The 26596-nt window shown below is 66.8% G+C and carries 25 protein-coding genes; 17 read left to right on the top strand and 8 right to left on the bottom strand.

Going from position 1 to position 26596, the window contains the following annotated elements; all coding sequences use genetic code 11:
* Positions 1 to 117 precede the first annotated feature (117 nt).
* The 4 genes from egtB (at position 118) to SPYCA_RS12760 (ending at position 3961) form a co-directional block, all read left to right on the top strand.
* Positions 118 to 1386, top strand: a complete 1269-nt coding sequence (egtB, locus tag SPYCA_RS12775; protein WP_120220962.1) for an ergothioneine biosynthesis protein EgtB — start codon at positions 118 to 120, stop codon at positions 1384 to 1386.
* A gap of 2 nt (positions 1387 to 1388) precedes the next feature.
* A complete protein-coding gene (gene egtD, locus SPYCA_RS12770; protein ID WP_120220960.1) occupies positions 1389 to 2375 on the top strand; it encodes an L-histidine N(alpha)-methyltransferase in 987 nt (328 codons plus the stop codon).
* 162 nt (positions 2376 to 2537) lie between these two features.
* Entirely contained in the window at positions 2538 to 3404 is an 867-nt protein-coding gene (locus SPYCA_RS12765; protein WP_120222325.1) for a 3-hydroxyacyl-CoA dehydrogenase NAD-binding domain-containing protein, read from the top strand.
* 113 nt (positions 3405 to 3517) lie between these two features.
* On the top strand, positions 3518 to 3961 hold the full coding sequence (locus SPYCA_RS12760; RefSeq protein WP_232003298.1) for a hypothetical protein: 444 nt from the start codon (positions 3518 to 3520) through the stop codon (positions 3959 to 3961).
* A 5-nt stretch (positions 3962 to 3966) separates the two neighbouring features.
* Here the strand turns inward: SPYCA_RS12760 and SPYCA_RS12755 are convergent, their stop codons facing one another.
* The 3 genes from SPYCA_RS12755 to SPYCA_RS12745 all read right to left on the bottom strand — a co-directional run bounded on the left by SPYCA_RS12755 (position 3967) and on the right by SPYCA_RS12745 (position 6256).
* A complete protein-coding gene (locus tag SPYCA_RS12755; protein ID WP_120220958.1) occupies positions 3967 to 4290 on the bottom strand; it encodes an MliC family protein in 324 nt (107 codons plus the stop codon).
* Between the two features lie 11 nt (positions 4291 to 4301).
* Entirely contained in the window at positions 4302 to 4901 is a 600-nt protein-coding gene (locus SPYCA_RS12750) for a beta/gamma crystallin-related protein (RefSeq protein WP_120220956.1), read from the bottom strand.
* A gap of 101 nt (positions 4902 to 5002) precedes the next feature.
* The gene (locus SPYCA_RS12745) at positions 5003 to 6256 is read right to left on the bottom strand and encodes a NupC/NupG family nucleoside CNT transporter (protein ID WP_120220954.1); all 1254 of its coding nucleotides are present in this window, start codon (positions 6254 to 6256) and stop codon (positions 5003 to 5005) included.
* A 154-nt stretch (positions 6257 to 6410) separates the two neighbouring features.
* Between SPYCA_RS12745 and SPYCA_RS12740 the strand changes: the two genes are divergently transcribed.
* The 7 genes from SPYCA_RS12740 to SPYCA_RS12710 are packed head-to-tail and all read left to right on the top strand — an operon-like array spanning position 6411 to position 12548.
* A complete protein-coding gene (locus SPYCA_RS12740) occupies positions 6411 to 8369 on the top strand; it encodes an alpha/beta hydrolase family protein (RefSeq protein WP_120220952.1) in 1959 nt (652 codons plus the stop codon).
* 42 nt (positions 8370 to 8411) lie between these two features.
* Positions 8412 to 9089, top strand: a complete 678-nt coding sequence (locus SPYCA_RS12735; RefSeq protein WP_120220950.1) for a queuosine precursor transporter — start codon at positions 8412 to 8414, stop codon at positions 9087 to 9089.
* Entirely contained in the window at positions 9086 to 9994 is a 909-nt protein-coding gene (gene argB, locus SPYCA_RS12730; protein WP_443029485.1) for an acetylglutamate kinase, read from the top strand. Before SPYCA_RS12735 ends, argB begins: the two co-directional genes overlap by 4 nt.
* 45 nt (positions 9995 to 10039) lie before the next feature.
* Entirely contained in the window at positions 10040 to 10339 is a 300-nt protein-coding gene (locus tag SPYCA_RS12725) for a YggT family protein (protein WP_172595157.1), read from the top strand.
* 3 nt (positions 10340 to 10342) lie between these two features.
* Entirely contained in the window at positions 10343 to 11251 is a 909-nt protein-coding gene (gene folD, locus SPYCA_RS12720) for a bifunctional methylenetetrahydrofolate dehydrogenase/methenyltetrahydrofolate cyclohydrolase FolD (protein WP_120220946.1), read from the top strand.
* Positions 11251 to 11922, top strand: a complete 672-nt coding sequence (locus tag SPYCA_RS12715; protein ID WP_331852501.1) for a hypothetical protein — start codon at positions 11251 to 11253, stop codon at positions 11920 to 11922. The genes folD and SPYCA_RS12715 overlap by 1 nt, the downstream gene beginning before the upstream one ends.
* Positions 11919 to 12548, top strand: coding sequence for a MarC family protein (locus tag SPYCA_RS12710; RefSeq protein WP_120220944.1), 630 nt, complete (start codon positions 11919 to 11921; stop codon positions 12546 to 12548). Before SPYCA_RS12715 ends, SPYCA_RS12710 begins: the two co-directional genes overlap by 4 nt.
* Positions 12549 to 12681: 133 nt before the next feature.
* On the opposite strand, the gene SPYCA_RS12705 is transcribed toward SPYCA_RS12710, so the two are convergent.
* Positions 12682 to 13371: an OmpA family protein gene (locus SPYCA_RS12705; RefSeq protein ID WP_172595066.1), complete on the bottom strand. Its 690-nt coding sequence runs from the start codon at positions 13369 to 13371 to the stop codon at positions 12682 to 12684.
* Positions 13372 to 13588: 217 nt separating this feature from the next.
* Here SPYCA_RS12705 and SPYCA_RS12700 point away from each other — a divergent pair, with 217 nt between their 5' ends.
* Entirely contained in the window at positions 13589 to 14911 is a 1323-nt protein-coding gene (locus SPYCA_RS12700) for a hemolysin family protein (RefSeq protein WP_120220940.1), read from the top strand.
* A 38-nt stretch (positions 14912 to 14949) separates the two neighbouring features.
* Here the strand turns inward: SPYCA_RS12700 and SPYCA_RS12695 are convergent, their stop codons facing one another.
* The 3 genes from SPYCA_RS12695 to purD all read right to left on the bottom strand — a co-directional run bounded on the left by SPYCA_RS12695 (position 14950) and on the right by purD (position 17653).
* Entirely contained in the window at positions 14950 to 15378 is a 429-nt protein-coding gene (locus SPYCA_RS12695) for a hypothetical protein (protein ID WP_232003297.1), read from the bottom strand.
* A 200-nt stretch (positions 15379 to 15578) separates the two neighbouring features.
* A complete protein-coding gene (locus SPYCA_RS12690) occupies positions 15579 to 16286 on the bottom strand; it encodes a hypothetical protein (RefSeq protein WP_120220938.1) in 708 nt (235 codons plus the stop codon).
* An 89-nt stretch (positions 16287 to 16375) separates the two neighbouring features.
* Positions 16376 to 17653 carry a phosphoribosylamine--glycine ligase gene (gene purD, locus SPYCA_RS12685; RefSeq protein WP_120220936.1) on the bottom strand — a complete coding sequence of 426 codons (1278 nt, stop codon included), beginning with the start codon at positions 17651 to 17653 and terminating at the stop codon, positions 16376 to 16378.
* Here purD and xseA point away from each other — a divergent pair.
* From xseA to SPYCA_RS12665, 4 genes are all read left to right on the top strand, one after another.
* Positions 17652 to 19079: an exodeoxyribonuclease VII large subunit gene (gene xseA / locus SPYCA_RS12680; RefSeq protein WP_120220935.1), complete on the top strand. Its 1428-nt coding sequence runs from the start codon at positions 17652 to 17654 to the stop codon at positions 19077 to 19079. The two genes, purD and xseA, sit on opposite strands and share 2 nt — an antisense overlap.
* A gap of 77 nt (positions 19080 to 19156) precedes the next feature.
* Complete coding sequence (locus SPYCA_RS12675; protein WP_120220933.1) at positions 19157 to 19369, top strand: DUF2093 domain-containing protein; 213 nt, start codon at positions 19157 to 19159, stop codon at positions 19367 to 19369.
* Positions 19366 to 20277, top strand: coding sequence for a M23 family metallopeptidase (locus SPYCA_RS12670; RefSeq protein WP_120220931.1), 912 nt, complete (start codon positions 19366 to 19368; stop codon positions 20275 to 20277). Before SPYCA_RS12675 ends, SPYCA_RS12670 begins: the two co-directional genes overlap by 4 nt.
* A 274-nt stretch (positions 20278 to 20551) precedes the next feature.
* Positions 20552 to 23749 (top strand): TonB-dependent receptor domain-containing protein, encoded by a 3198-nt coding sequence (locus SPYCA_RS12665; protein ID WP_120220929.1) that lies wholly within the window; start codon positions 20552 to 20554, stop codon positions 23747 to 23749.
* Between the two features lie 431 nt (positions 23750 to 24180).
* Here the strand turns inward: SPYCA_RS12665 and SPYCA_RS12660 are convergent, their stop codons facing one another.
* The gene (locus tag SPYCA_RS12660; RefSeq protein ID WP_331852500.1) at positions 24181 to 25188 is read right to left on the bottom strand and encodes a hypothetical protein; all 1008 of its coding nucleotides are present in this window, start codon (positions 25186 to 25188) and stop codon (positions 24181 to 24183) included.
* 46 nt (positions 25189 to 25234) lie between these two features.
* Between SPYCA_RS12660 and SPYCA_RS12655 the strand changes: the two genes are divergently transcribed.
* Positions 25235 to 26434, top strand: a complete 1200-nt coding sequence (locus tag SPYCA_RS12655) for an aspartyl/asparaginyl beta-hydroxylase domain-containing protein (RefSeq protein ID WP_120220924.1) — start codon at positions 25235 to 25237, stop codon at positions 26432 to 26434.
* Positions 26435 to 26596: the final 162 nt, after the last annotated feature.

Below are 26596 nucleotides of genomic sequence, written 5' to 3'. Positions count from 1 at the left end.
CCCGCCTTCGCGGGGGCGACGATTCTTGTTCCCTAAATGTTCTAGACAACTCGCTGCGGCGTAACCATAATCCGTCGAACTGCGAAACCGAATCGCACCTCGGGGAATTGTTTCAGCATGGCCAGCCGCACCGACGCTTCGCCTCTTGCCGACCCGATTGGGGCGCTGACCGGACGCTTCGCGGCAACCCGGCAACTCTCGCTCGACCTCGTGGCGACGCTGTCCGACGCCGACGCCAGCGCGCAGTCGATGCCCGACGCCTCGCCCGCCAAATGGCATCTCGCGCACACGACATGGTTTTTTGAAACCTTCGTGCTGCGCGATCATGTGCCGGGCTATACGCTCTTCGACGACCGCTTCCCCTATCTCTTCAACAGCTATTATGAGGCCGAGGGGCCGCGCCACGCGCGTCCGCAGCGCGGCCTCCTGACGCGCCCGTCGCTGGACGAAGTGCGTGCGTGGCGCGCGCATGTCGATGCGGCGGTCGCGGACGCCTTGCCCGGCCTGCCCCCGGCGGCGCTTGCGCTGGTCGATCTCGGCATCCATCACGAGCAACAGCATCAGGAACTGCTGCTCACCGATCTCAAGCATCTCTTCGCGCAAAACCCGCTCGGCCCGGCGGCGTGGCAAAAAAGCGCAATTGCGAGTGAAGTTGCGCAGTTTTCCGCCATGAAATGGATCGAGGGCAAGGCGGGGATCGCCGCAGTCGGCCATGCGGGCGAGGGCTTCGCCTTCGACTGCGAAGGCCCGCGCCACGAGGTGCTGCTCGCCCCGCACGCGCTCGCCAACCGTCCCGTCACCAATGGCGAGTGGCAGCAATTTATCGCCGATGGCGGCTATCGCACCCCCGCGCTCTGGCTCAGCGACGGCTGGGCGTGGGTGCAGGCGGAGGGCGTCGACGCGCCCGCCTATTGGCGCGAGGACCAACATTTCACCCTGTCGGGCTGGCAGGACATCGACGCCGCAGCGCCCGTGACACATATCAGTTTTTTCGAGGCCGACGCCTTTGCCAGCTGGGCCGGTGCGCGCCTGCCGACCGAGTATGAATGGGAGGCGGCGGCCACCGCGCTCGATCCCGGCGGCGGCGACCAGCTCGACGCCGCGGGGCCGGTGCAACCAGCTGGGGCCAACGGCGACACCGGATTGCAACAGATGTTCGGCAGCGTGTGGGAATGGACCGGCAGCGCCTATCGCCCCTATCCCGGCTTCCGCACCGCGCCGGGCGCGGTCGGCGAATATAATGGCAAGTTCATGAGCGGCCAGTTCGTGCTGCGCGGCGGCAGCTGCGCCACCCCGCGCGGCCACTGCCGCGCCTCCTATCGCAATTTCTTCTATCCCCACCAGCGCTGGCAGTTCACCGGCCTGCGCCTTGCGAAAGACATTTGATCATGGGCGTTGTGCGTCAACTTCGGCAGGTTTCCGCGGATGATGCGGGCGTCGATGTCGCTTTCCGCGCCGATGTCCATGCCGGGCTTTCGCAGACACCGAAGGCGATTCCCGCGCGCTGGTTCTACGATGCGACGGGCTCGGCGCTGTTCGAGGATATTACCGCACTCCCCGAATATTATCCGACGCGCAGCGAAACCGATCTCTTGACGCGGCACGCCGCCGACATCGCGGGCGCAATCGGGCCCGGCCGCGCGGTGGTCGAGCTGGGATCGGGCAGTTCGACCAAGACGCCGCTGCTCCTTTCCGCCATCGACCCTGCTGCCTATGTGCCCGTCGATATTTCGGGCGATTTCCTGCGCGGCAGCGCCGAGGCGCTCGCGGCGCGCTTTCCGCGCCTTCCTGTCTATCCGGTCGAAGCCGACTTCACGCAGAAAGTGGCCTTGCCGCGCGAAATCTGCGCACTGCCCAAGCTCGGCTTCTTTCCAGGCTCGACGATCGGCAACATGGTCGCGCGCACCGCGATCGACCTGCTGCGCGGCTGGCGCGCGGTGCTGGGCGACGGGTCGCTGATGCTGATCGGCATCGACCGGATCAAGGATGTGACGGTGTTGACACGCGCCTATGACGATCCGGCGGGGGTGACCGCGGCGTTCAACCTCAACCTCATCGAGCGCATCAACCGCGAGCTTGGCGGCAATATGGCGACCGACAATTTCGCGCATCGCGCGGTGTGGAACGACACCCATGCGCGCGTCGAAATGCACCTCGTCGCGACGTGCGACATGGACTTCACCGTCGATGGAAAAGCCTATCACATGGCTAAGGACGAGACGATCCACAGCGAGAACAGCCATAAATATGGCCCGCGCGACGCCAATCTGCTGCTCCGCGCGGGCGGCTGGACCCCGATCGCGACGTGGGATGACGCCGATCCGGCCTTTGCGCTGATCCTCGCCGAAGCGACCGAGTTTCGTTCCGCCCCCTGATCCGCGCCTCTTGACGGAGACGGTCGATCACGTAGGGCAATCATCCCTGTCGTCATCCCGGCGAAGACCGGGATCTCGCCCGTGCGGCTCACGGAAACGGCGGAATCCCGGCCTTCGCCGGGATGACGATGGGTCTCAGGATTTCTATTGGAGAATAAGGGCATGATCGTCGGCGTTATCGGGGCAGGACAGATGGGCGCGGGCATCGCGCAGGTGTCGGCGGGCGCGGGGCATGACGTGCTGCTCGCCGACATCGACCTCCCGCGCGCCGAAGCGGGCAAGGTGGGCATTGCCAAGGCGCTCGCCCGCCTCGTTGCCAGGGAAAAGATGGCGCAGGCCGACGCCGATGCGCTGCTCGGCCGCATCACCCCGGTCGCCGATCACGCCGCCTTTGCGCCCGCCGATCTGGTGATCGAGGCGGCGACCGAGCGCGAGGAAATCAAGCGCGCGATCTTCGCCAGCGTCGGCCAGCATCTCTCGGCGACCGCCATCCTCGCGAGCAACACAAGCTCGATCCCGATCACCCGTCTCGCGCAGGCGGCGCCCGACCCGGCGCGCTTCATCGGCGTCCATTTCTTCAATCCGGTGCCGGTGATGGGCCTTATCGAACTGATCCGCGGACTCGCGACGAGCGACGACACGCTGGCCAGGGTCGAAGCCTTTGGCCGCGGGCTCGGCAAGGAAATCGTCCACGCGAACGATGCGCCGGGCTTCATCGTCAACCGCGTGCTGATGCCGCTCATCAACGAAGCGATCTTCGCGCTGGGCGAGGGGGTCGCGACGATGCAGGACATCGACGCCGGTTGCCGCCTCGGCCTCAATCACCCGATGGGACCGATCACGCTCGCCGACTTCATCGGCCTCGACACCTGCCTCGAAATCATCCGCGTGCTGCAATCGGGCACCGGCGACCCCAAGTTCCGCCCCGCGCCGCTGCTCGTCCAATATGTCGAGGCGGGCTGGGTCGGCAAAAAGGCCGGGCGCGGCTTCTATGACTGGACCGGCGCCGAACCCGTGCCGACGCGGTGAGCGGCTCGGCGGAGCCGAAAGGCGTCTGATGCGTTGGATTGTTGAGAAAACCGGGAATCGACATCACCATGCTTAACAAGGCTCTATTTTTTGCGGCCGCCATCTGTTCGGCCATGGCCGTGCCCGCCAACGCTCAGCAGGGCGCGCCCGAGGATTCGACGATCGAGGATACCGCGAACCAGGTGACCGAGCCGTTCGACGGCAAGGAAGTGCCGCCGAAGCTGCTTGAAATCCAGGAGGCCCCATATTCGCTGGCGGGCCTCGGCCGCTGTGCGGCGATCATCCGCGAAGTGCAGGAACTCGACGCGGTGCTCGGTCCCGACGTCAACGAACAGGTCGACAAGAGCCGCGCCGAAAAGCGGGAGGAAACCGCGGGCCGCGTCGCCGGCACCGTTGCGGGTTCGATCATTCCCTTCCGTGGCCTGATCGGCGAGATTACAGGCGCCAACGCCGAGCGGCGGCGCTACGCGCTCGCCGTTTATGCGGGAACGGTGCGCCGCGGCTTCCTGAAAGGCGTCGGGCTGGAGCGCGGCTGCAAGGCGCCGGCCCGGCCCTGACGCTATTAGCGGGGAACGGCAACCTGCCGGCAGCTTTCGGGTGCCGAGCGCGCGGCGGTGTTCCACATCGCCTCATTGCCCTTTGTATGCAGGCGCCAGCCCTGATTATTTTCGTAGATGACGCCGCTCGCCGCCGGGGTTTGCCGCATCGCGACGGCACGCGCGCCGTTGACGCCGACGAGCGCGCGGTTGCCCACAAAATCGACCTTCAACCGCGTTCCGCGGTCGCATTCATAATAGGTGCTGACGCCGGGGCCGCCGACCGAGGCACAGGCCGACAGGAGCAGCACGGCCGCTCCGCCGCCGGTGAGGATTTTGAAACCAGCCATGCTCTGTCTCCTCAATAGCCTGAGCGGACGCACAGCACATCGGCGAGATAGACGCGCCCGCCGACCGTTTCCATATGCTCGCGCGCTGACCCGTTCCAGCCGATCGAACGGCACCAGTTGTCGGCAGCGCGCGCCGCGCAATTGGCGGTTGCCGATCCCTGCGTGCAGGCAGGGACGCGAGTGTTGCCGCTCGACGGCTGGGTATGGAACTCGGCAAAATTGCCCCGTACGCTCTGATCGTTGGCAGGCGGATGCGGGCTCCAGCCGCCGCCATTGCCGACCGGGCGGATCGACTGGATCGTCAGGCCGCGCAGGATATTGTTGAGCATCGGTGTGTCGCGGTCGATCGTCCGGCAATTTCCGCGATAGCGCGTGCGCTCGCAAAGCTCCCAGCGGCCGCTCGCGACGCGGACCGAATTGACCGGCCAGGCGAGACCGAGATTCGGCTTGGCCTCGCCGACGAAGACCGCGGGACCGCGGAAACCGGCATCGCGATAGATGGTCGCCTCCGGCGGGCGATACATTTTGTCTTCGGGGGGCTGAGCGTTCGCGGTGGCGAGCCAGCCCGCCGCAACCGCGGCAAGCAGCGACAAGGCATAAGCGGATTTCATGACAGCCTCCCTGTTGACGAATGCGACCCGGGACACGTCTTTTGTGCCGAGTTTAAGTCATTTGTCCGTGACCCGCAATCATCACGCCTGTTTCCGGCCGATTATCCGATCGGAGGAACCAGCCCGATCATCAACCCGGCGAGCGCCGCCGACATCAGGTTCGACAGGCTGCCCGCAAGCAGCGCCTTCAGCCCGAGCCTGGCGATCATCGGCCGCTGGTTGGGCGCCAGCCCCCCCGTCACCGCCATCTGGATCGCGATCGAGCTGAAATTGGCGAAACCGCACAGCGCAAAGGTCGCGATCGCCACCCCGGTCATCGACAGGTCGCCCTGCACGCGGCCAAGATCGATGAAGGCGACGAATTCGTTGAGCACGACCTTGCTGCCGAACAGGCCGCCGACGATGGCGCTTTCGTCCCACGGCACGCCCATCAGCCACATCACCGGGCGGAAAATCGCCCCGATCACCGCCTGGAACGACAGGTCCGGATAGCCGAACCAGCCGCCGATGCCCGCGAGCAGGCCGTTGGCGAGCGCGACGAGCGCGACGAAGGCGAGGACCATCGCGCCGACCGCGACCGCCAGCTTCACGCCGGTTTGCGCGCCCTGCGCCGCCGCCATGATGATGTTCGCGGGCTTTTCCTCGTCATGGCTCGCCTCGGGCATGATGACGGGTTCGATGCCCAGATCCTTGGGATCGTCGGGCATCATGATCTTGGCCATCAATATGCCGCCCGGCGCCGACATGAAGCTGGCGGCGAGCAGATAGGGCAGCAATTGTTCGCCGATCATGCTCGCATAGGCGCCAAGGATCGTGCCCGCGACTCCCGCCATCCCGACGGTCATCACCGTGAACAGCTGCGACGGGGTGAGGCCCGCGAGATAGGGGCGGATGACGAGCGGCGATTCGGACTGGCCGACAAAGATGTTCGCCGCGGCGCCCAGGCTTTCGACCTTGGTGATGCCCGTGACCTTCTGGATCGCGCCGCCGACCCATTTGATGACGAGCTGCATGATGCCGAGATAATAGAGGATCGAGATGAGCGAGGCGAAGAAGACGATCACCGGCAGCGCGGCGATCGCAAAGCTGTTCGCCCCCATTTCGGGCGAGGCGAGCGGGCCGAAGATGAAATCCGTGCCCGCCTTGGCATAGCCGAGCAGGTTCGACACGCCGTTCGACATCGCCTGGATCACCGCGCGGCCCCACGGCGTTCCGATGACGAGCACCGCGAACCCGGCCTGGAGCAGAAAGGCGGGGATGACGACGCGCAGGCGAATCCAGCGGCGGTTCGATGAAAAAAGCACGGCAATCGCAAGCAAAGCGACGATGCCGGCAAGACCGATCAGGCGTTCCATGATGTCGATGCGTCCCCCGCAAGTTAATGCGCCTGTCTAGCGGGCTTTGGCGTCAGGGCAAGAAATTCGGCCTCCCGTCGACTGGGTCGATGCAAATCGACTTGGCCTCCCGGAATTTCCGTTTTAGATTGGGGCGTTGGCGTCGGGGGTAAGCATGCTTCGTTTCATCCTGGCGGGGGTCGCGCTCGCCTTTTCGTCGCCGCTGCTTGGCCAAGAGGGGGGCGCCGCACCAGCTGCGCCGCGCGCTGCGGCGACGTTCGAGCCGCTTCCTACCGCCGCTTTCGCGCGGCTGCCGTTCATGGAAATGCCCGAAATTTCGCCCGACGGCCGGCATGTCGCAGGGCTTTTCGGGGTCAAGGGCGAGCAGCGCATCGGCATTCTGCCGCTGCGCGGCGATACGGCGGCCGCGGTCTTTATCGGGGTGCCCGACCAGACCGAAATCGACTGGCTGCGCTGGGTCGGCGACGACGACATCGTCATCGGATTGCGGGCGCTGCTGCCGGTCGAGGCCGAAAACTGGTATATCACGCGCCTGCTCGGACTCAGTCGCACGACGGGCAAGGCGACGCGGCTGTTGTGGGATCTCAAGGGCCAGAATGCTGCCGACCTGCTCTGGGTGCCGACCGACGGCAGCCGCGAGATTCTGGTCGCCGGGCAGAACAGCATCTATGAGGGCGACGATTTCTGGCCCGCCGTCTATCGCGTCGATGTCGCGACCGGCCGCAAGAAGACCGAGGTGAACGGGCGGACGAGCGTCATGGACTGGGGCGCCGACCATCTCGGCCGCGTTCGCTACGGGATCGGCTACCGCGACCAGTCGACCAAGGCGACCCTGCTCTATCGCCGCGACGGCGGCGGCGCCTTCCGCTCGATCGACAGCGCGTCGCTGCGCGACGAGGAGGAACTGACGATCCCCTTCCTCTTCGTGCCCGGCACCGACCATGGCCTGGTCTACAAGGAATCCGCCGACGGCCGGACGGCGATCGCCGAAATCGATCTGACGACCGGGCGCGAGGTGCGGATCGCTTACACGGCCGAAAATGCCGATATTGAAGGCGCGATTCTGTCGTCCGACGGGGCGGGGCTCCTTGGCTATTATACGTCGGACGATGCGCGGCCGATCCATTGGATCGATCCTAAAATGGCCGCGCATCAAGCGACGCTCGATGCCGCTTCGCCGCGCTCACGCGTCCGCATCGAAAGCTATAGCCGCGATCTGTCCAAGTTGCTGGTCCGGATCAGCACGCCCGACAATCCGGGCCTCTTTTATTTCTTCGACGCCGCGACAGGGTCGCTCGATCGGCTTGCCGCGGTGAACGAGGTGATCGGCGCCAAGCGGCTCTCGCGCGCCCGGCTCGTCCAGTACAAGGCGCGCGACGGGCTCGAGATCGAGGGCGTGCTGACGATGCCGCGCGGCCGGGCGACGAAAAACCTGCCCTTCATCGTCATGCCGCACGGTGGGCCGTGGGGGCATGACGAGCTGACCTATGACTATTGGGCGCAGTTTCTGGCCGAGCGCGGCTATGCCGTGCTCCAGCCCAATTTTCGCGGTTCGACCGGTTATGGCGAAAAATTCCTGAAGGCCGGGCAGGGGCAGATGGGTTTTGCGATGCAGGACGATGTGAGCGACGGCGTGCGCTGGGCGGTGGCCGAGGGGATCGTCGACCCGAAGCGCGTGTGCATCGTCGGCGCCTCCTATGGCGGCTATGCCGCGATGTGGGGGATCGCCAAGGATCCCGACCAGTATCGCTGCGCGATCTCGATCAACGGCGTTTCCAACCTGCGCCGCGAGGTCAATGATTTCGGTAACGATGTCCGCGCCCGCCTCTATCGGACCCAATGGCAGAAGATGACGCCCGATTTTTCCGCGGTGTCGCCGATCAACGCGATCGACCGGATCAAGACGCCGCTGCTGCTGATTCACAGCAAGAAGGACGTCACCGTCGATCATGCCCAGTCGGCGAAGATGTATGGCGCGATGCGCAAGGCCGGCAAGGTGGTGGAATTCGTCTCGATCCCGCTCGCCGACCATTATTTCACCCGAGAGGCCGACCGGATGACGCTGCTGACCTCGATCGAGACCTTTCTCGCCAAGCATAATCCGCCCGATTGACCGGCATCTTTCCACGCTGCGCAAAAGCGACTATCGGGCGGCATGACCGACACGACCTCGGCGGCGCTGCCGCGCACGCTCTCGCCCTCGCTCTTCCTTTTCTCGATCGTCTATGGCGGCATGGTGGTGCTCGCGGGGGTGCTCGGCAACAAGCAGGTCGCGCTCGGCGACTGGCTGGCGGTCGAGGCCGGGATTTTTGCCTTCCTGATGCTCGTCGCGCTGTCGAGCGCCGTGTCCGAACTGCATGGGCAATCGGTCGCGAACCGGATCGTCCTGTGGGGTTTCGTTCCGCTGGTGCTGTCGATCATGCTGACCGCCCTTGTCCTCGCGCTTCCGGCCTCTCCCGAAATGCAGCCCGAACGGCTGGCGGCTTTTGACACGATCCTTGGGCAAAGCCCGCGCCTGATGGCCGCCGGCATCGTCGCCTATGGCACCTCGCAATTCCTGAACGTCACCATCTTTTCCAAGCTGCGCGGGCGCGATGGCGCCGGCACCGGAACGACCTGGCTCGCGATCCGCGGCGCGATCGCCAGCGCCTTGAGCCAGATCGTCGATACATTGCTGTTCGTGACGATCGCTTTTTACGGCGTGTTCCCGATCGCCAACCTGATGGGCGGGCAGATGCTTGCCAAGGTGGTGCTGTCGGTGCTCGTCATTCCTTTCGTCATCACCGGGCTGGTCGCGCTGGGCCGCAGCCTCGATGCGAAGAACGCCGGATGATATCGATGACCGATCCCTCGAAAATGCCCGACCTGCTCGCCAAGGCCGAAACGCTCGTCGAGGCGCTGCCCTATCTGCAGCGCTATGCGGGCGAAACCTTTGTCATCAAATATGGCGGCCACGCGATGGGCGATCCCGAGGCGCAGCGCGACTTCGCCGAGGATGTCGTGCTGCTGAAGGCCGTCGGGATCAACCCCGTCGTCGTCCATGGCGGCGGGCCGCAGATCGGCGCGATGCTGAAACAGCTGGGGATCGAATCGACCTTTGTCGGGGGCCTCCGCGTTACCGACGCGGCGACCGCCGAGGTCGCCGAGATGGTGCTCGCGGGCAGGATCAACAAGGAAATCGTCGGCTGGATCGCGGGGCTTGGCGGCCGTGCGGTCGGCATTTCGGGCAAGGACGCCAATCTCGTCCTCGCCGAAAAGGTGAAGCGCACCGAGGCCGACCCCAATTCGGGGATCGAGCGCCACGTCGACCTGGGCTTCGTCGGCGAGCCCGTCGCGGTCGATCCGACGATCCTCAAAAATCTGGCGAGCGACAATTTCATCCCCGTGGTGGCGCCGGTCGCGCTCGGCGCCGATGGCGCAACCTATAATATCAACGCCGATACGATGGCGGGGGCGATCGCCGGAGCGCTTGGCGCCAGGCGTTTCTTCCTGCTGACCGATGTTGCCGGGGTGCTCGACAAGGCGGGCGAACTGCTCACCGACCTCGACCGCGCGGCGATCGATGCGCTGAAGGAGGATGCGACGATCACCGGCGGCATGATCCCCAAGGTCGAAACCTGCGTCGCCGCGGTCGATGCCGGGGTCGAGGCTGCGGTCATCCTCGACGGGCGCATCCCGCACGCGATGCTGCTCGAAATTTTCACCGCAAGGGGTGCGGGGACGCTCATTCACCGCTAACATCGCCGCCATCGACCTTTCGGCCGGAGACTGTCCTTGTATTTCATGCTTCTCGATATTCTGTCGATCCTGCTCAACATCCTGTGGTGGATCATCATCGTCCAGGCGGTGATGTCGTGGCTGATCGCCTTCAACGTCATCAACACGCACAATGATTTTGTGGGGCAGCTCTGGTATGTGCTCGACCGGATTACCGAGCCGCTCTATCGCCCCTTTCGTCGCATCATGCCCGATTTCGGCGGCATCGACCTGACGCCGATGGTGGTGCTGATCCTGCTCATCATCCTTCAGGGGCCCGTGATGACCTATCTCTACCGGCTCGGTATGCAGACGGGGATGGCCTGACGCATGACCAGCGCCGTTACCGACGTCAAAGCGATCGACGGCAAGGCGTTCGCCGCCGGGCTGCGCGCGCGGATCGCCGACGCGGTTCCCGCGTTCAAGGCGGCGACGGGCCGCGTTCCGGGGCTTGCCGTCGTGCTCGTCGGCGACGATCCGGCGAGCGCGGTCTATGTCGCCTCGAAGGGCAAGGCGACGCTCGCAGCGGGCATGGCAAGCTTCGAGCATCGCCTGCCCGCGACGGCGACGCAGGATGAGGTCGAGGTGCTGCTTCGCCAGCTCAACGCCGACGACGCGGTCGACGGCATCCTGCTGCAACTGCCGCTGCCCGGCCATCTCGACGAACAGGCGGCGGTGGCGACGATCGATCCCGACAAGGATGTCGACGGGCTGACCCCGGTGAGCGCCGGGCGGCTTGCGCTCGGCATCCCCGGCATGGTGCCCTGCACCCCCTATGGCTGCCTGTTGCTCCTCCAGGACCGGCTCGGCGATCTTTCGGGCAAGGAGGCGATCGTCGTCGGCCGCTCCATCCTCGTCGGCAAGCCGATGGGCCAGCTGCTGCTCGGCGCCAATTGCACGGTGACGATGGCACACAGCCGGACGCGCGATCTGCCCGCGCTCGTCCGCCGTGCCGACATCGTCGTCGCCGCGGTCGGCCGCGCCGAGATGGTGAAGGGCGACTGGATCAAGCCCGGCGCGATCGTGATCGACGTCGGAATCAACCGCCTTCCGCCCGCCGAGGGCGCGGCGAAGGGTCGGCTGGTCGGCGATGTCGATTATGCCGGGGTGGCGGAGGTCGCCGACGCGATCACTCCGGTTCCGGGCGGGGTCGGGCCGATGACCATCGCCTGCCTGCTGCGCAACACGCTCGTCGCCGCGCACCGCCGCGCGGGGCTCGCCGATCCGGAGGGCTTCTGATGCGCCTGCTGCCTGCGATGGTTGTCGCCCTGATGCTGGCTGCTTGTGCGGGGCCGCAGGGCGGGCCGCGCAACCGGCCGCTCGCCGCCAACCCCAGTGGTTTCATCGCGGCCGAAATCGCCTTTGCGCGGCTCGCGCAGGAAAAAGGGCAGTGGACCGCGTTCCGCGAAACCGCGCATCCCGACGCCGTCATGTTCGTGCCCGAGCGGGTCAGGGCGCGGGACTGGCTGAAGGCGCAGACCGATCCTGCCGAAGCCGTGAAGTGGCAGCCGCACGCCGTCTATGTCAGCTGCGACGGCAACGCCGCGGCGACGACCGGGGCGTGGCAGAAGGGGACGGCGAACGGCTATTTCACGACCGTCTGGTTGCGCGACCCCCGAAGCGGCAAGACCGAGTGGATTCTCGACCATGGCGACGGGTTGGCGAGCCCGCGCCCGGCGCCCGAGTTCATCGCGTCGAAACAGGCGGCGTGCGGGTCGCGTCCCGCCGTCCCGATCGAGGCGGGCGGCGAGGGCGAGGATATGGCGGTCGGCCTGGCGCCCGACCAGACGCTCAGCTGGACCTCGACCGTCCGCGCCGACAGGTCGCGGCGCGTCACCGTCCGCCTGTGGGACGGCAAGGATATGGCGGTGGTTATCGACGACCGGGTCGCGGCGCCGAAGCAGCCATGATCGACCTGTTCGTCTCGGCCTTTGTCACGCTGTTCGTCGTGATCGACCCGCCGGGCTGCGCGCCGATCTATGCCAGCCTGACGAGCGGGGCGAGCGCGCAACAGCGCCGGTCGATGGCGATTCGCGCGACGATCATCGCCGGGGCGATCCTCGTCTTTTTCGCGATGTTCGGCGAGGCGCTGCTCGGCTTCCTGCACATCGACCTCGACAGTTTCCGCATCGCGGGCGGCATCATGCTGTTCATCATCGCGATCGACATGGTGTTCGAGAAACGCACCGAACGCCGCGAGCAGCGCGCCGAAAAGATCAAGGCGACCCCGGAGGTCGAGGATGTGTCGGTGTTCCCGATGGCGATGCCGATGCTCGCCGGGCCGGGGTCGATCGCCTCGGTGATGCTGCTCGTGTCGCAGAACAGCGGGATCGAGCGCGCCTTCGTCATCTTTGGCGCGCTGCTGCTCGTCCTCCTTCTGACGCTGGCGGCGTTGCTGGCGGCGGGGCCGCTGATGCGGCTGATCGGCCACAAGGGCGAGGCGGTGATCACGCGCCTGCTCGGCGTGCTGCTCGCCGCGCTCGCGGCGCAGTTCGTGATCGACGGGCTGAAGGCGAGCTTTCCGACGCTGACGTGAGTGCGCTTTCCGCTGCGCGGAAAGCGGCGGCACCGGCCCGCTCCCCCACCCGGCCTCCCCGACGATAATAGCCTATGGGAGGCCGGGTGGGGGAGCGGGCCGGTGCCGCTTCCGGCGTTAGCCGGAAAACCGTTTACCCCGCCGCGTTCACGTCGGCCTGCGTCACCGGCGCGATGCGGATTTCGACGCGGCGGTTGCACTGATAATCGGCCTCGCTGCGTTCGGGCGCGCATTTCAGCTGCGATTCGCCATAACCCAGCGTCGCCATCCGCGCGCGCTGGATGCCGCGGCCGGCGAGATAGTCGGCGACCGAGGCGGCGCGGCGTTCGGACAGGCCCTGGTTATAGGTTTCGCTGCCGGTCGAATCGGTGTGGCCATAGACGTCGATATAGGTGCTCGGATATTCGGCGAGCGTCGCGGCGACATTGTCGAGCGCGCTGCGGAACTGCGGTTTCACGAGCGCGCTGTTATAGTCGAAAGTGACGTCGCCGGGCATGTTGAGCACGAGCTGGTCGCCCTGGCGCTCGACGTCGATGCCGGTGCCCGCGGTGCGTTCGCGCAGCTTCTTTTCCTGCTGGTCCATATAATAGCCGACGCCCGCGCCGGCGACCGCGCCGATGCCCGCGCCGACGATCTTTTCGGTGCGGTCGCTGCGCCCGCCGATCAGGTCGCCGAGCAGATAGCCGCCGAGCGCGCCGCCGACGCCGCCGATCGCGGCCTTGGAAATCTTGCGTTCGCCGGTCACCGGATCGGTGACGCAGCCGGTCAGCGCGATCGCGCCGAGACCGGTCAGAATTGCGAGCCTGGTCGTCCTGCTTTTCATCATGTCGCTCCCTTGTTCGGGCGGATGCCTCTGGTCCTGTGCACGCCGCTACTTGCCGATAACATATGGTGGGCGTTCTGGTTCCAGAATATGACTGAATGGCGGCTGAGCCGGGCGTTCAGCGTTGCGCCATTGTGCAGTGCCGCGCCTTTCGCCTATAGGGAGCCATGACCGAAGCCGACAGGGGCCGGGCGCCGACGCGCCGCATTGCCGCCCGATGACCCCTTTTCCCTGGTCCGACGTCGCGATCATCGCGATCCTCATCCTCTTCAACGGCCTGTTCGCCATGTCCGAACTGGCGATCGTGTCAGCGCGGCAGCCGCGGTTGCAGGCGGCCGAAAAGCGCGGCAGCCGCGGCGCGAAGATCGCGCGCCAGCTGGCGTCGGACCCCGGCCGCTTCCTGTCGACGGTACAGGTCGGCATCACGCTGATCGGCGTGCTTACCGGCGCCTATTCGGGCGCCAGCCTGGGCCAGCCGGTCGCCGACCGGCTCGCCGCCTGGCTGGGGCTCGATGCCGAAACCGCCGAGGCGGCGGGGTTCGCCGCGGTGATCGCGCTCACCACCTATGTCTCGCTGATCGCGGGCGAGCTTGTCCCCAAACAGTTCGCGCTGCGGGCGCCGGAACCGATCGCGATCCTTGTCGCGGTGCCGATGTTCTGGCTGTCGCGCATCGCGGCGCCGCTCGTCTGGCTGCTCGACAACAGTTCGGGGCTGGTGTTCCGCCTGCTCGGCCTCAGCCGCGAATCGGAAGAGCGGGTGACCGCCGAGGAGCTGCATCTGATCGTCGCCGAAGCGTCGAAATCGGGGGTGATCGAGGAAAGCGAGCGCGCGATCATTTCGGGCGTCGTGCGCCTTGCCGACCGGCCGGTGCGCGAGGTGATGACGCCGCGCAAGGATGTCGACTGGATCGATATGTCGCTCGACGCGCGCGCGCTGCGCGACCGGCTGCTCGAAACGCCGCACAGCCGCCTGCCCGTCGCGCGGGGGTCGGTCGACGAGATTGCGGGGGTGGTGCAGGCGCGCGACATCGCCGCGGCGCTGTTCGCCGGGCAGACGCTCGATCTGGAACAGCTGATGCGTCCGGCCAAGGTCATCCACGACCAGATCGACGCGATGGACGCGCTCGAAGCCCTGCGCGTCGCCGAAGTCCCGATGCTGCTCGTCCACGACGAATATGGCCATTTCGACGGGCTGGTGACGCCGGCCGACCTGCTCTCGGCGATCGCGGGCGAATTTGCGTCGGACCAGGACATCGGCAGCGAACCTTTCGTGGTCGAGCGCGATGACGGCAGCCTGCTGATCGCCGGGGCGATGCCCGCCGACCAGATGGCCGAGCGACTGGGGATCGAGCTGGCCGACGATCGCGACTATGCCACCGCGGCGGGCCACGCGCTCGCGATCCTGAAACATCTGCCCGAAGAGGGCGAAAGCTTCACCGACAAGGGCTGGAAGTTCGAGATTATCGACATGGACGGGCGCAAGATCGACAAGCTGCTCGTTACCGAAGTCCGCAAGCCGAAAGGGGCGGAGGCCGAATAGGCCGGGCTTAAAGCCACAAAAGCCCCGCACGTGCGCACTCAAACTGTGTCCTTTGTGGCTTTAAGCGGTGCCGCATCCTCGCGCAGCGCCGAATGGACAATGGCCATGTCGGGTCCGCCGGTGACGTCGATCGCACCGCCACGCAATATGCGGACCGTGGTGATGCCGTTGATCGCGCGGTCCATCGCATAGTCGAATTGCCGCATTCGCCCCATGGCGATGGCGCGGTCCCACGCGGCCGCGAAACTCGCGGCATCGGGGCGTTCGCGCAGGCGATAGGCGGAGCGGCGGCCCATCCCCACTGCGCGGGCCGCCTGTCCGACCGAACCCATCGCTTCGAGCGCGCGGATGAAGCATTGCTGCACCTCGGGCGTCCAGCCGTCGGCGCGCTTGCGCTGCTGCGCGACGGGGTGGAAGGCGAGGCTGGTGCCGGCGAGCAGCGGCGGGGCGGGGGGTGTGGGGTCCATTCACGAGTTTGGAGCATAGCGGAGCTGTGTAGGAAAGGCTTTTTTGAGGCGGCGGTTTTGGGGTGGATTCCTGCCTTTCCCTTATCCGTCATCCCGGCGCAGGCCGGGATCTCGCCGGTGCGGCAAACCGATAGGGTGAGATCCCGGCCTTCGCCGGGATGACGATAAAGTTGAGGGCAACTACCGGTCGAAACCTGCCCTTAAAGCTCGCCTCCCAGCGCGCCATATTTCGCCTCGAACCCGGCCTTGTCGCCGCGCGCGAGATAGCTGGCCTGGTCGACGAGATTGTCGCGCGCGATGCGGCCCTGGAAGGCGCCGAGCTGCGCGTCGATGCGCGCGATGTCGGCGTCGGTCCACTCCGCGATCTGCTGAAAACGCGTAACGCCGAGGCCGTTCAGCAGGACGACGAGCTTGGGGCCGACGCCCTTCAGCAGTTGTAGATTGTCGGCCTTGGCGACCGTTGGCGCAGGTGCAGGCGGCGGCGGGACGGTCGGCTCGGCGGGAATTGCCGCGGCGTCGGCTGGCGGTTTGGCCGCGGCCTTTTTCACCGTGGCTTTCGCGGCCGGGGCTTTGGTTGCCGTCTTCTTTGCCGCCGGTTTGGGCTTGGCGGCGGGCTTGGTCGGCGCCTCGGCCACAGGGGCCGGGGGCGGCGTGGCGGCGGGTCCGGGCGCTGGCGGCGGCGCGGGCGCGACGGGTGCCGGTTTGGGCTCGATCGGCTTGAAGCGCGCGGGTTCGGCGGCGATGATGTCGGGCTTTGCCGGTTCGAGCGGCTTGGCGGGCTTGGCCGGTTCGATGGTCGGCGGCGCGACCTCGGCAGGCCTGGCGCGGCCGAACAGCCACCAGAGCAGCGCGACGGCCACGACGAGGCCGACGACCGCAATCATCCAGTTTTCCTGAAGCCAGGTCATCACGATCTCCCTGTTTTGCGGGCCAGATTATGCGCGCGCGATCCTCGCGTCCAGTCCTGGCCGGTTTCGACCGGGCGGAACGAGACGGATTATTTCGCCTCGCGCGCGACTTCGCGCCAGCCGATGTCGCGGCGGCAGAAGCCGGTCGGAAAGTCGATCCGGTCGAGCGCGGCATAGGCGCGCGTCTGCGCCTCGGTCACGCTTTTTCCCGTCGCGGTGACATTCAGCACGCGCCCGCCCGCGGCGACGAGCGTGCGATCCTCGCGCGCGGTGCCGGCGTGGAAGACGCGCACGCCCCCCGCCTCGGCATCGGCGATGCGGCGTATCGCGCCGCCTTTTTCGGGGGCGCCCGGATAGCCTTTGGCCGCCATCACGACGGTGAGCGCATAGTCGTGCAAAAAGGCGGGCGGTTCGGCCGCGGCGAGCGCGCCCGTCGCGGCGGCGTGGAGCAGCGCGGCAAGATCGCCGCGGAAGCGCATCATCAGCACCTGGCATTCGGGATCGCCGAAACGGCAATTATATTCGATGAGCTTCGGCCCGTCGGCGGTGAGCATCAGCCCGGCAAAGAGGACGCCGACATAGGGCGTGCCGTCGGCGGCGAGCGTCCCCACCGTCGGGCGGATGATGCGGTCCATCACCGCGGCTTCGAGATCGGGGGTGAGCACGGGGGCGGGGCTGTAGGCGCCCATGCCGCCGGTGTTCGGGCCGGTATCGCCGTCGCCGACGCGCTTGTGGTCCTGCGCGCTGCCAAAGGCGATCACGTCCTGGCCGTCGGAGAGCGCGAAGAAGCTCGCCTCCTCGCCGGTCATATATTCCTCGATCACCACCTCAGCGCCCGCGCCGCCGAAGGCGCCGGCGAACATGTCGGCGATCGCCGCCTCGGCGTCGGCGCGCGTTTCGGCGATGACGACACCCTTGCCCGCGGCGAGGCCGTCGGCCTTGATGACCACGGGAATCGCAAAGCGGTCGAGGGCGGCAAGCGCTTCGTCGGCGCCGGTGCAGCGGACATAGACGGCGGTGGGGATGCCCGCGCGCGCACACAGATCCTTGGTAAAGCCCTTTGACCCTTCGAGTCGCGCCGCGGCGGCCGAGGGACCGAAGACCGACACGCCGATGGCGCGCAGCCGGTCGGCAAGGCCCGCGACGAGCGGCGCTTCGGGACCGACGACGACGAAGTCGATCGCGTGCGCGCGCACGAAGACGATCAGGCCATCGAGATCGTCGGCGGCGATCGGCACGCATTCGGCGTGGAGTTCGATTCCCGGGTTGCCCGGCGCGGCATAGAGCTTGGCGCAGCTTGGCGATTGTGCCAGTTGCCAGCTCAACGCATGTTCGCGGCCCCCCGACCCGATGAGCAGGATATTCATGGCAGTTCCTTTTCCCGATGAGGCGCCCGGCGACGGCACCGACGCGCGGCTGTTAGCCGAGGCGGCGCCCGGCGACAATGTGCCGCCGCTGTCCGTCAGCCAATTGTCGGCGGCAATCAAGCGCACCGTCGAGGACGGTTTCGCGCGCGTGCGCGTGCGCGGCGAGCTGTCGGGGGCGAAGCGCGCGGCATCGGGGCATTTTTATGCGGCGCTGAAAGACGACAATGCCCTCATCGACATGGTGATGTGGAAGGGGCAGGCGGCGCGGCTCGCCTTCCGGCCCGAGGACGGAATCGAGGTGATCGCTACGGGTAAGCTCACCACCTATCCGGGGCGCTCCAAATATCAGCTCGTCGTCGAAAGCATGGAGGTCGCGGGCGAAGGCGCGCTGATGCTGCTCTTCGAGAAATTGAAGGCGCGGCTGGGCGGCGAGGGGCTGTTCGATCGCGACAGAAAGCAGCCGCTTCCCTATCTGCCGCGCACGATCGGCGTCGTGACCTCCCCCACCGGCGCGGTGATCCGCGACATTCTCCACCGCCTCGCCGACCGCTGCCCCAGCCATGTGATCGTCTGGCCGGTGCTCGTGCAGGGCGAAGGCGCCGCGGCGCAGGTCGCGGCGGCGATTCGCGGTTTCGACGCGCTCGCGCCCGGCGGGAAGGTAGCCCGCCCCGACCTGGTGATCGTCGCGCGCGGCGGCGGGTCGATCGAGGATCTGTGGGCGTTCAACGAGGAGGTCGTCGTGCGCGCGATCGCCGATTGCCGCATCCCGACGATCAGCGCGGTGGGGCATGAAACCGACGTGACGCTCGCCGACTATGCCGCCGATATGCGCGCGCCGACGCCGACCGCCGCCGCCGAGATGGCGGTGCCGGTGCGCGCCGAACTGCAAGCGCAGCTGGCGACGTGGGGCGGGCGGATGATCGGCGCCGCGAACCGGCAGCAGGCTTTGCGGGGCGAGCGGCTGACGGCGCTCGCGCGGCACCTGCCGCGGCGCGACGCGCTCTATGCGCCGCAGCGCCAGCGGCTCGACGATGTCGGCGAGCGGCTGGGCCGCGGACAAAGGCAGCGGCTGGCGATGCTGGGCGAGCGGCTTGGCGCGCGCGGCGCGGCGCTGCGCCCGGCCCTGCTTGCGCGCGCGTGGGACCGCGACCGCGCGAAGCTCGACGGGCTGGGGCGCCTGCTCGCCTCGCTCGACCCGCGCGCACTCTTGTCGCGCGGCTATGCGATGGTGCGCGATGCTGGCGGAGCGATCGTGACCAGCGCGGCGAAGGCGCGCGACGCGGGGCATCTGCGGCTCCAGTTCGCCGACGGCGAGCTGCCCGTGACGGTCGGGGAGGGGGGTGATCCGGCGCCATCGTCTGGACCGCGCCCGGCGCGCAAGGCATCGCCGTCTGCGCCGAAAGCGGGGCAGGGCGAGCTGTTCTGAGCGCGCAGGGGTGGCTCGCGCGGGCGATCCTGCTATAGTCGCCGCCAACCCTCCCCCGCTCACCGGATATATGCGCCATGTTGATCGCCAGCCGTAACCGCCTTGCCCGCCTCCACTATGGGCCGAACGGCTTTCGCGTGCTGGCGCCCGGCGACCATGTGCTGTGCGCGGTGACCGGCGTGCCGATCGGGCTCGACGAGCTTCGCTACTGGTCGGTGGCGCGGCAGGAAGCCTATGCGAGCGCGGCGATATCGGTGCAGGCGGAACTGGACGCCGCGCGCACGGAATGAGCTTGTGGACGCACTGGCGCCGCGGTGCGGTCGTCGCGCTGTTGGCGACGGCAGCCTGCGTTCCCGTGGCGGAGCGCGAAAGCCGTCCCGCGCCGCCGCCCGCTGCGCCGCCCGTTCCCGCACCGCCGCCGCCCCAGCGGGTGCGCCATGATCTCGTCCTGACGGGCGCCGCCGAACAGGGCGCCGTCATCACCGGGCGCGCGTCGCCCGGCGTGCGCAGCCTGACCTTGGACGGCGCGCCGGTCCCGGTGGCGCGCGACGGGGCTTTCCTGCTCGGCTTCGATCGCGATGCGGGGACCGAGGCCGAGCTGGTCGCGACCTTTGCCGACGGGCAGCGTATCGTGCGGCCGATCGCGGTCGCCGCGGGACGCTGGCGAATCGAGCATGTGGATGCGCCCTGGCGCGGCGGCGCAACGAGCGACGCCGATTTCGCGCGCCGCCGCCCCGCCGAACTGGCGGCGATCGCGGCGGCGCGTGCGAAGGCGGTCGAATCGGACGGCTGGCGGCAGGCGTTCCGCTGGCCGGTGACGGGGCGATTGTCGGGCTTTTTCGGGGCGCAGCGCATCTATCGGGGCAAGGCGGGCGCCTATCACAGCGGCACCGACATCGCGGTCCCCGCGGGAACGCCCTTCGTCGCGCCGGCCGACGGGGTGGTCACGCTCGCCGCCGAGACGCCCTTCACGCTGGAGGGCCATCTGCTGATCGTCGATCACGGCATGGGGCTGTCGAGCGCCTTCCTCCATTGCCAGCGGCTCGACGTGAAGGTCGGCGATCGTGTCGTGCAGGGGCAAAGGCTGGGCACCGTCGGCCGCACCGGGCGCGCGACGGGGCCGCACATGCACTGGGGGCTGACGTGGCGGGGCAAGCGGCTCGACCCCGGCAAGCTCGCGGGACCGATCGGCGATTGACCCCCGATCGCGGCGACCGCGCCGTGAAATCGTAACCATTGAAACAATATGTCGCGAAATACGGCCGCGTGGCATCTTGTGTGTCGCGGCTTTCGGCGGATGTTGCAAATACGTCACAATGCGCCGCGAAACCGCGGTTAGCTGGGCAAATTTCCTTTACTCGAACTGAACGAGGGGTCATCCCGCACCCTATCGGGGCATCTGCACGCGTCGGCTTTGGTCCGCCGCAACAGGGTCCGGGTAGTTCAATCCACCAGTAGCAAGGGACTGCACTGTGAAGAAAACCCACTATTCCAAGCTGAAACTGGGTGCTGCGCCGCTCGTGCTGAGCGTCGCCCTGGTTTCGGCTCCTGCCTATGCGCAGGACGCCGAGGAAGGCGCTACCGGCAGCAGCGAAATCGTTGTCACCGGCACGCTGATCCGCAACCCGAACCTCGAACAGTCGACGCCGGTCAACGTCACGACCGCCGACACGATCGAGCTGAAGCAGTCGAACGTCGCCGAAGAGGTTCTGCGCGAACTGCCGGGTGTCGTCGCCAACATCGGTTCGGCGGTCAACAACGGTAACGGCGGTGCGTCGTACGTCGACCTTCGCGGTCTCGGTTCGATCCGCAACATCGTGCTGCTGAACGGCAACCGCGTTGCGCCGTCGGACGTCAACGGCCGCGTCGACCTCAACAACATCCCGCTCGCGCTGATCGAGCGCGTCGATGCGCTGACCGGCGCGGCGGTGACCACCTATGGCGCCGACGCGATCACCGGCGTTGTCAACTTCGTCACCAAGCGCGACTTCGCGGGCCTGGAAGTCACTGCGTCGAACCAGATCACCGAACGCGGCGATGGCCATATCTTCCGCGTCGACGCCACGATCGGCGCGAACTTCGACGACGGTCGCGGCAACGCGGTGCTGAGCATCGGTTACCAGCAGGCCGACCCCGTCTATCAAGGCGCGCGTCCCTTCTCGGAGAACACGCTCGACAGCTATTCGAACAGCTTCATCGGTTCGGGCACCTCGGTTCCGTCGCGTTTCGCCGGCACCCGTCCGCTGACCGCGGCTGGTACGCCGAACACGCTGCCCGAATCGATCTTCACGGGCAACTATGACGCAAACGGCAACCCCATCTACGTCGCGAACCCCGGTGGCGCCACCAACGGCGGTCTGCGCCAGGTCAATGCGGCGGGTGCGGGCGTCGGTACTTTCGCGACCTATAACTTCAACCCGTTCAACATCTTCCAGACGCCGTTCGAGCGCTTCAACATCTACGCTCAGGCCAATTATGAAGTGTCGGACTCGGTTGAAGTCTATACGCGCGGCATGTTCTCGAAGAACACCGTTTCGACGATCATCGCCCCCTCGGGTTCGTTCGGCGGCACGGTGCCGATCAACCTGAACAACCCCTTCCTGCCGGCGACGCTGCGCGACCAGTTCTGTGCATTCGACGTCAATCCGCGTCCGGACATTTACACGCCACGCTTCACGCCGGCTGAGTGCGCCGCGGCGGCGACCGCGACGGGGCGCTCGGATCCGAACTATCGTGAGATTGGACAGGGCGGTTTCGTCGCGTTCGACGTCAACAACGACGGCGTGATCTCGGCCGGTGAAGGCTACAACCGCAATCCTGCCGTCACGCTGAACCGTCGTACGCCCGAAGTCGGTCCGCGTATCAGCGACTATCAGACGACCTTCTTCGACTATCGCGTCGGCGCCCGCGGCGGCATCACCGACTCGATCGACTGGAGCATCGAAGGCGCTTATGGTGAGTCGGAAAATATCCAGACGATTCAGAACTATACGCTGCAGTCGCGGTTCCGCGAAGCCTCGCTTTCAAACGACGGTGTGACCTGTCAGAGCGGCAATGCCGCGTGCGTTCCGGTCAATCTGTTCGGCCCCGAAGGCTCGATCACGCCCGAAATGGCCGATTATCTGTCGGAAAACAGCACGACGACCAACCGCACCTCGCTGGCGCAGGTTCGTGCGATCGTCTCGGGCGACCTCGGCTTCGCCTCGCCGGGCGCGGTTCAGCCGATCGGCTTCGCGCTGGGCGGCGAATATCGCAAATATACCGCGCAGCAGGCGTCGGACCTGCTCGCCAAGACGCCGGGCGAACTCGGCGGCGCCGGCGGTGCGGCTCCGGACATCGACGGCGCCTATGACGTCTATGAAGCCTATGCCGAAATCGTCGCGCCGCTGATCGAGGACAAGCCTTTCTTTGAAAGCCTGACCCTCGAAGCCGGTGTGCGCTATTCGGATTACAGCATCCGCGGCGCCGGTGGCTATGACACCTGGACCTGGAAAGCCGGCGGCAGCTGGGAACCGGGCGCGGGTGTCAAGTTCCGCGGTAACTACAGCCGCGCGGTTCGCGCGCCGAACATCGGCGAGCTGTTCACTCCGCAGACGGTTGGCCTCACCAACCTCGGCATCGACCCCTGCGCCGGAGCGGCGCCGACGGGTGACGCCAACCTGCGCGCGGTCTGTATCGCGCAGGGCGCTCCAGTCGGAACCATCGGTTCGATCACCAACCCGACCGCGGCGCAGGCCAATATCACGGTCGGCGGTAACCTGAACCTGCAGCCCGAAAAGGCGGACACCTGGACGATTGGTCTGGTCTGGCAGCCGGACTTCCTGCCGCGCTTCAACATGTCGATCGACTATTACAACATCAAGATCAACGACGTGTTGGGCACCCCGCTGCCGGGCGACATCATCGCCGCCTGTTTCGACAATATCACGGCGGCGAGCGCAAGCGACCCCGCCTGTACGTCGATCCGCCGCGACCCGATCACCGGCGGTCTCGACGGCGACCCGTCGATCACGCCGGGCCTGCTTGGCCTGACGAACAACCAGGGCCGCCTGTTCACCGACGGTATCGACCTGTTGATGAACTACAGCACCGACCTTGGCTTCGCCAGCCTCGACTGGTCGTTCGTCGGCAACTGGACGAACAGCTCGAAGTTCAACGCCAATGTCGCCAGCCCGGATTCGCTCAACCGCGAATGCGTCGGCTATTACAGCGTGAACTGCTCGTTCACCGGCTCGATCCAGCCGGAGTTCCAGTTCTCGAACCGCTTCACGCTGGGCTTCGACAAGGTTGACCTGTCGCTGCTGTGGCGCTGGATCGACCGGGTCGATTTCGAACCTCAGCAGCTGGCCGACGACATCGCCGCGGCGGTTGCTGCCGGCACGAGCCCGACCACCGGTTGCCCGGATCCGACGGGGACCGATCCGAACGGCTGCGTCGTCGATCCGCAGTTCCGCTCGGTCAAGGCGCAGCACTATTTCGACCTGACGGCGCGTTTCAACGTCAGCGAGAATCTGGTGTTCACCGCGACGGTGCAGAACCTGCTCGACAACAAGCCGCCGCTGCTTGGCAACACGATCGGTTCGACCACCTACAACAGCGGCAACACCTATCCGTCGACCTACGACGCGCTGGGCCGCCGCTACGCGGTGTCGGCGAAGCTGAAGTTCTAGTCGAACTCAAGCTTCGGCAAGAATTGGGGGCGGACAGCAATGTCCGCCCCTTTTTCTATGCGGACGGCGAGTTTCTATGCGGACGGCGAGGCGGGTCGATGCCGCGCTGGGGTGGAGCCCCGTGAGACAGGATGAAACTCGCGCAGAGGGCCGCAGAGCGCGCAGAGGCGATGAATGGGGCTCGTGCGGAGATGCGGAGAGTAAGGCGTTCGCGGGACGATTGACCATCGGATAATCCGGCTGACCATCGGATAATCCGGCGACCACAGTCGGCGTAATGAGCGGCTCTGCCGCTCCATCCTCGTCATTTCCACGTCTTCGTGTGAACAATGTCCCGACTGTCGGCGCGCTTTGCGGACTCGGCGCGAAGTCTGTTCTGCACGTCCTTCCAACAATCGCGGCCATCGGCTGCAACGGCCTTTCGGGGCGTGTCAGCGTATCGCCAGTGCTCCGGGCAGCGTCAGCGGAATCCCCGCCTGTGCGGCGACGGCTTCGGCCCAGCCGACGACCTGCGAAATCTCCTCGCCATAGGCTGCCTCGGCCGCCGCGAGATCGCGCTGCCGTTCGCCCGGAGCGAATGCCGCGCCCGATTTGCTGTTGCGTGCCAGCGCCGGATGACCGGCGATCGCAGCGCGATCGCACGCGAGGCGCAGATGATCCATCGCCGCCGCGACCGCCGCAGCCGGATCCTGCGTCAACGTCTCGCTGTCGAGCGATGCGATTCGTTCGGGCGCCCAGCCCAGCAGCGTGGCGAAGGCCTGTTGCTGCGCGAGCCAGCCGACCGCCGCGACTTGCAGGTCGGATTGGCGAAAATAGTCTCGCGGCTCGAAGGCCAGTCGGACGAACCCGTCGGCGAGATAATTTTCGAGAAGCTCGCGGCACCACAGACGACACCAAAGTCCCTTGCGCGCCACCGAGAGCAGGAAAGCGCGCAGCGGCGCGTGAAGCAGGATCGCGCGCGCCTGCGGTCGCAGCGTCAGCGCGCCGCGCGCGAGCGGGTTGAAGATGTTCGACGGTTTGACGACCACCGCCTCGCCGCTCGCGAAACCGCGCCCGAGCATGGCGAGCGCATCGTCCATGACGCGGCCGTGCATCCGCGGATCGGCGCCACGTCGCCGCCACCCGATCATGTCATTGAGCAGGACCGGTTCGGAAAGCGCCGTCGCAACGCCCGGCTGATCGAGCGCATGCGCAAGCATTGTCGAGGCGCAATAGGCCGAATGGAACAGAAAATGGACCGGTGCCCGCTGGTCCGGCGCCACGGCGGCGCAATCGGAACGGCGCAGCACCAGCGGCGAAGTTTCTTCGCCCAGATGTTGATCGGTGAGAAAGGGGGTTGCCGCGCGCACGGTCCGTGCGACGCGGCGGAAGTGAAAGGCGTCGTGGTCGGGATCATAGCGATGCGCGAGCCATGCGGCGTCGTCGATTACGGCGGACACGGATGGCGCGGCGGGCATTGATCGACCTTGCCGATCGATCCGGCCGATGGCAAGCATGGGTATGGCCAGCGCAACTCCTCCCGTCCCTGCCGTCGAAGCGAACCGTCGAGGCATTGCAGCCTTGCAGGCCGGGGATCATGCAGCGGCCGCGCAGCATTTTGCCGCCGCCATCGCCGCCGACCCGCATTCGGGCGCGTTGCAGCGCAATCTGGCGTCGGCGTGGCGTGCGCTCGGCGACGATGCGGGGGAACTCGCTGCGCTTGATGCAGCGCTGGCGATCGATCGTCGCGATCTGATCGCATGGATACGCAAGGGCGAACGACATGAAGCGCGCGGCGAGATGGGGCCGGCGCTGGCCGCGTGGAGCGCCGCCGTCGCCCTTGGCGCACAGCTCGATCCGGTGCCGCCGCCGCTCGCGCCGCTGCTTGCGCATGGAGAGGATTTCGTCACCCGGGCGACGGGCGCGATGTTCGCCGCCGCATCGGCGGCGTTTGAAGACATGCGCGGCGACCTGACCGAAACCGAGGCGCGGCGCGGTGAAGCATTTGTCGCGAGCGCGCTTGGACGCCGTCGCATCTATCGCAACGAATGCGCCGGGGTCTATTATCCCTTCCTGCCCGCCGACGAGTTTTTCGATCGGGGCCATTTTCCCTGGTTCGCCGAGATCGAGGCGCAAACCGACGCGATTCGGGCCGAACTACGGGCGTTGCTTGCCGATCCGGGCGACGCGCTCCGGCCCTATGTGCGGATGGAGGCGGGGGCGCCGGATACGATCTGGTCGCCGCTCGACAACCGGCTCGACTGGGGCGCCTGCTTTCTGTGGGAATATGGCGAACCCAACCAGCCGGTGCTCGATCGCTGCCCGGCGACGGCGGCGGCGCTCGCCGCCGTTCCGGGTGCAAGCATTCCAGGCCGGGCGCCGAGCGCCTTCTTCTCGATGCTGAAACCGCACACGCGCATTCCGCCGCACACCGGCGTCACGAACACGCGCGCGATCGTGCATCTGCCGCTGATCGTGCCGCCGGGTTGCGGCTTTCGGGTAGGGGGAGAGACGCGCGAGTGGCAGGAGGGTGTCGCCTTTGCCTTTGACGATACGATCGAACATGAAGCATGGAACGACAGCGACGAGCTGCGTGCGGTTCTGATTTTCGACGTATGGAATCCGCACATGACCGCGGGCGAACGCGAACTGCTGCTGCGCTATTTCGCGTCGGCCGATGCGTCGGGTTATGCGGTGCCGCGCTAGGACCAATCGACCTTCGGCTCTGGCGGTCTGCAAATGGCGGCCTTGTGCGCTTCCGCTGCTCGCGTGCAAAAAGCACGCTGCGCTCCGGATCGCGGAAAACCACCCTTTTCGACTCGCCAGCTTCCGAATGTCGATCGGCCCCAGGCGCTTGCGAAGATCGAT

The organism is Sphingopyxis sp. FD7 (assembly GCF_003609835.1).
Lineage (GTDB): Bacteria > Pseudomonadota > Alphaproteobacteria > Sphingomonadales > Sphingomonadaceae > Sphingopyxis.
Note: the sequence above shows the minus strand (reverse complement) of the source record. Positions and strands in the feature narration are given on the sequence as shown.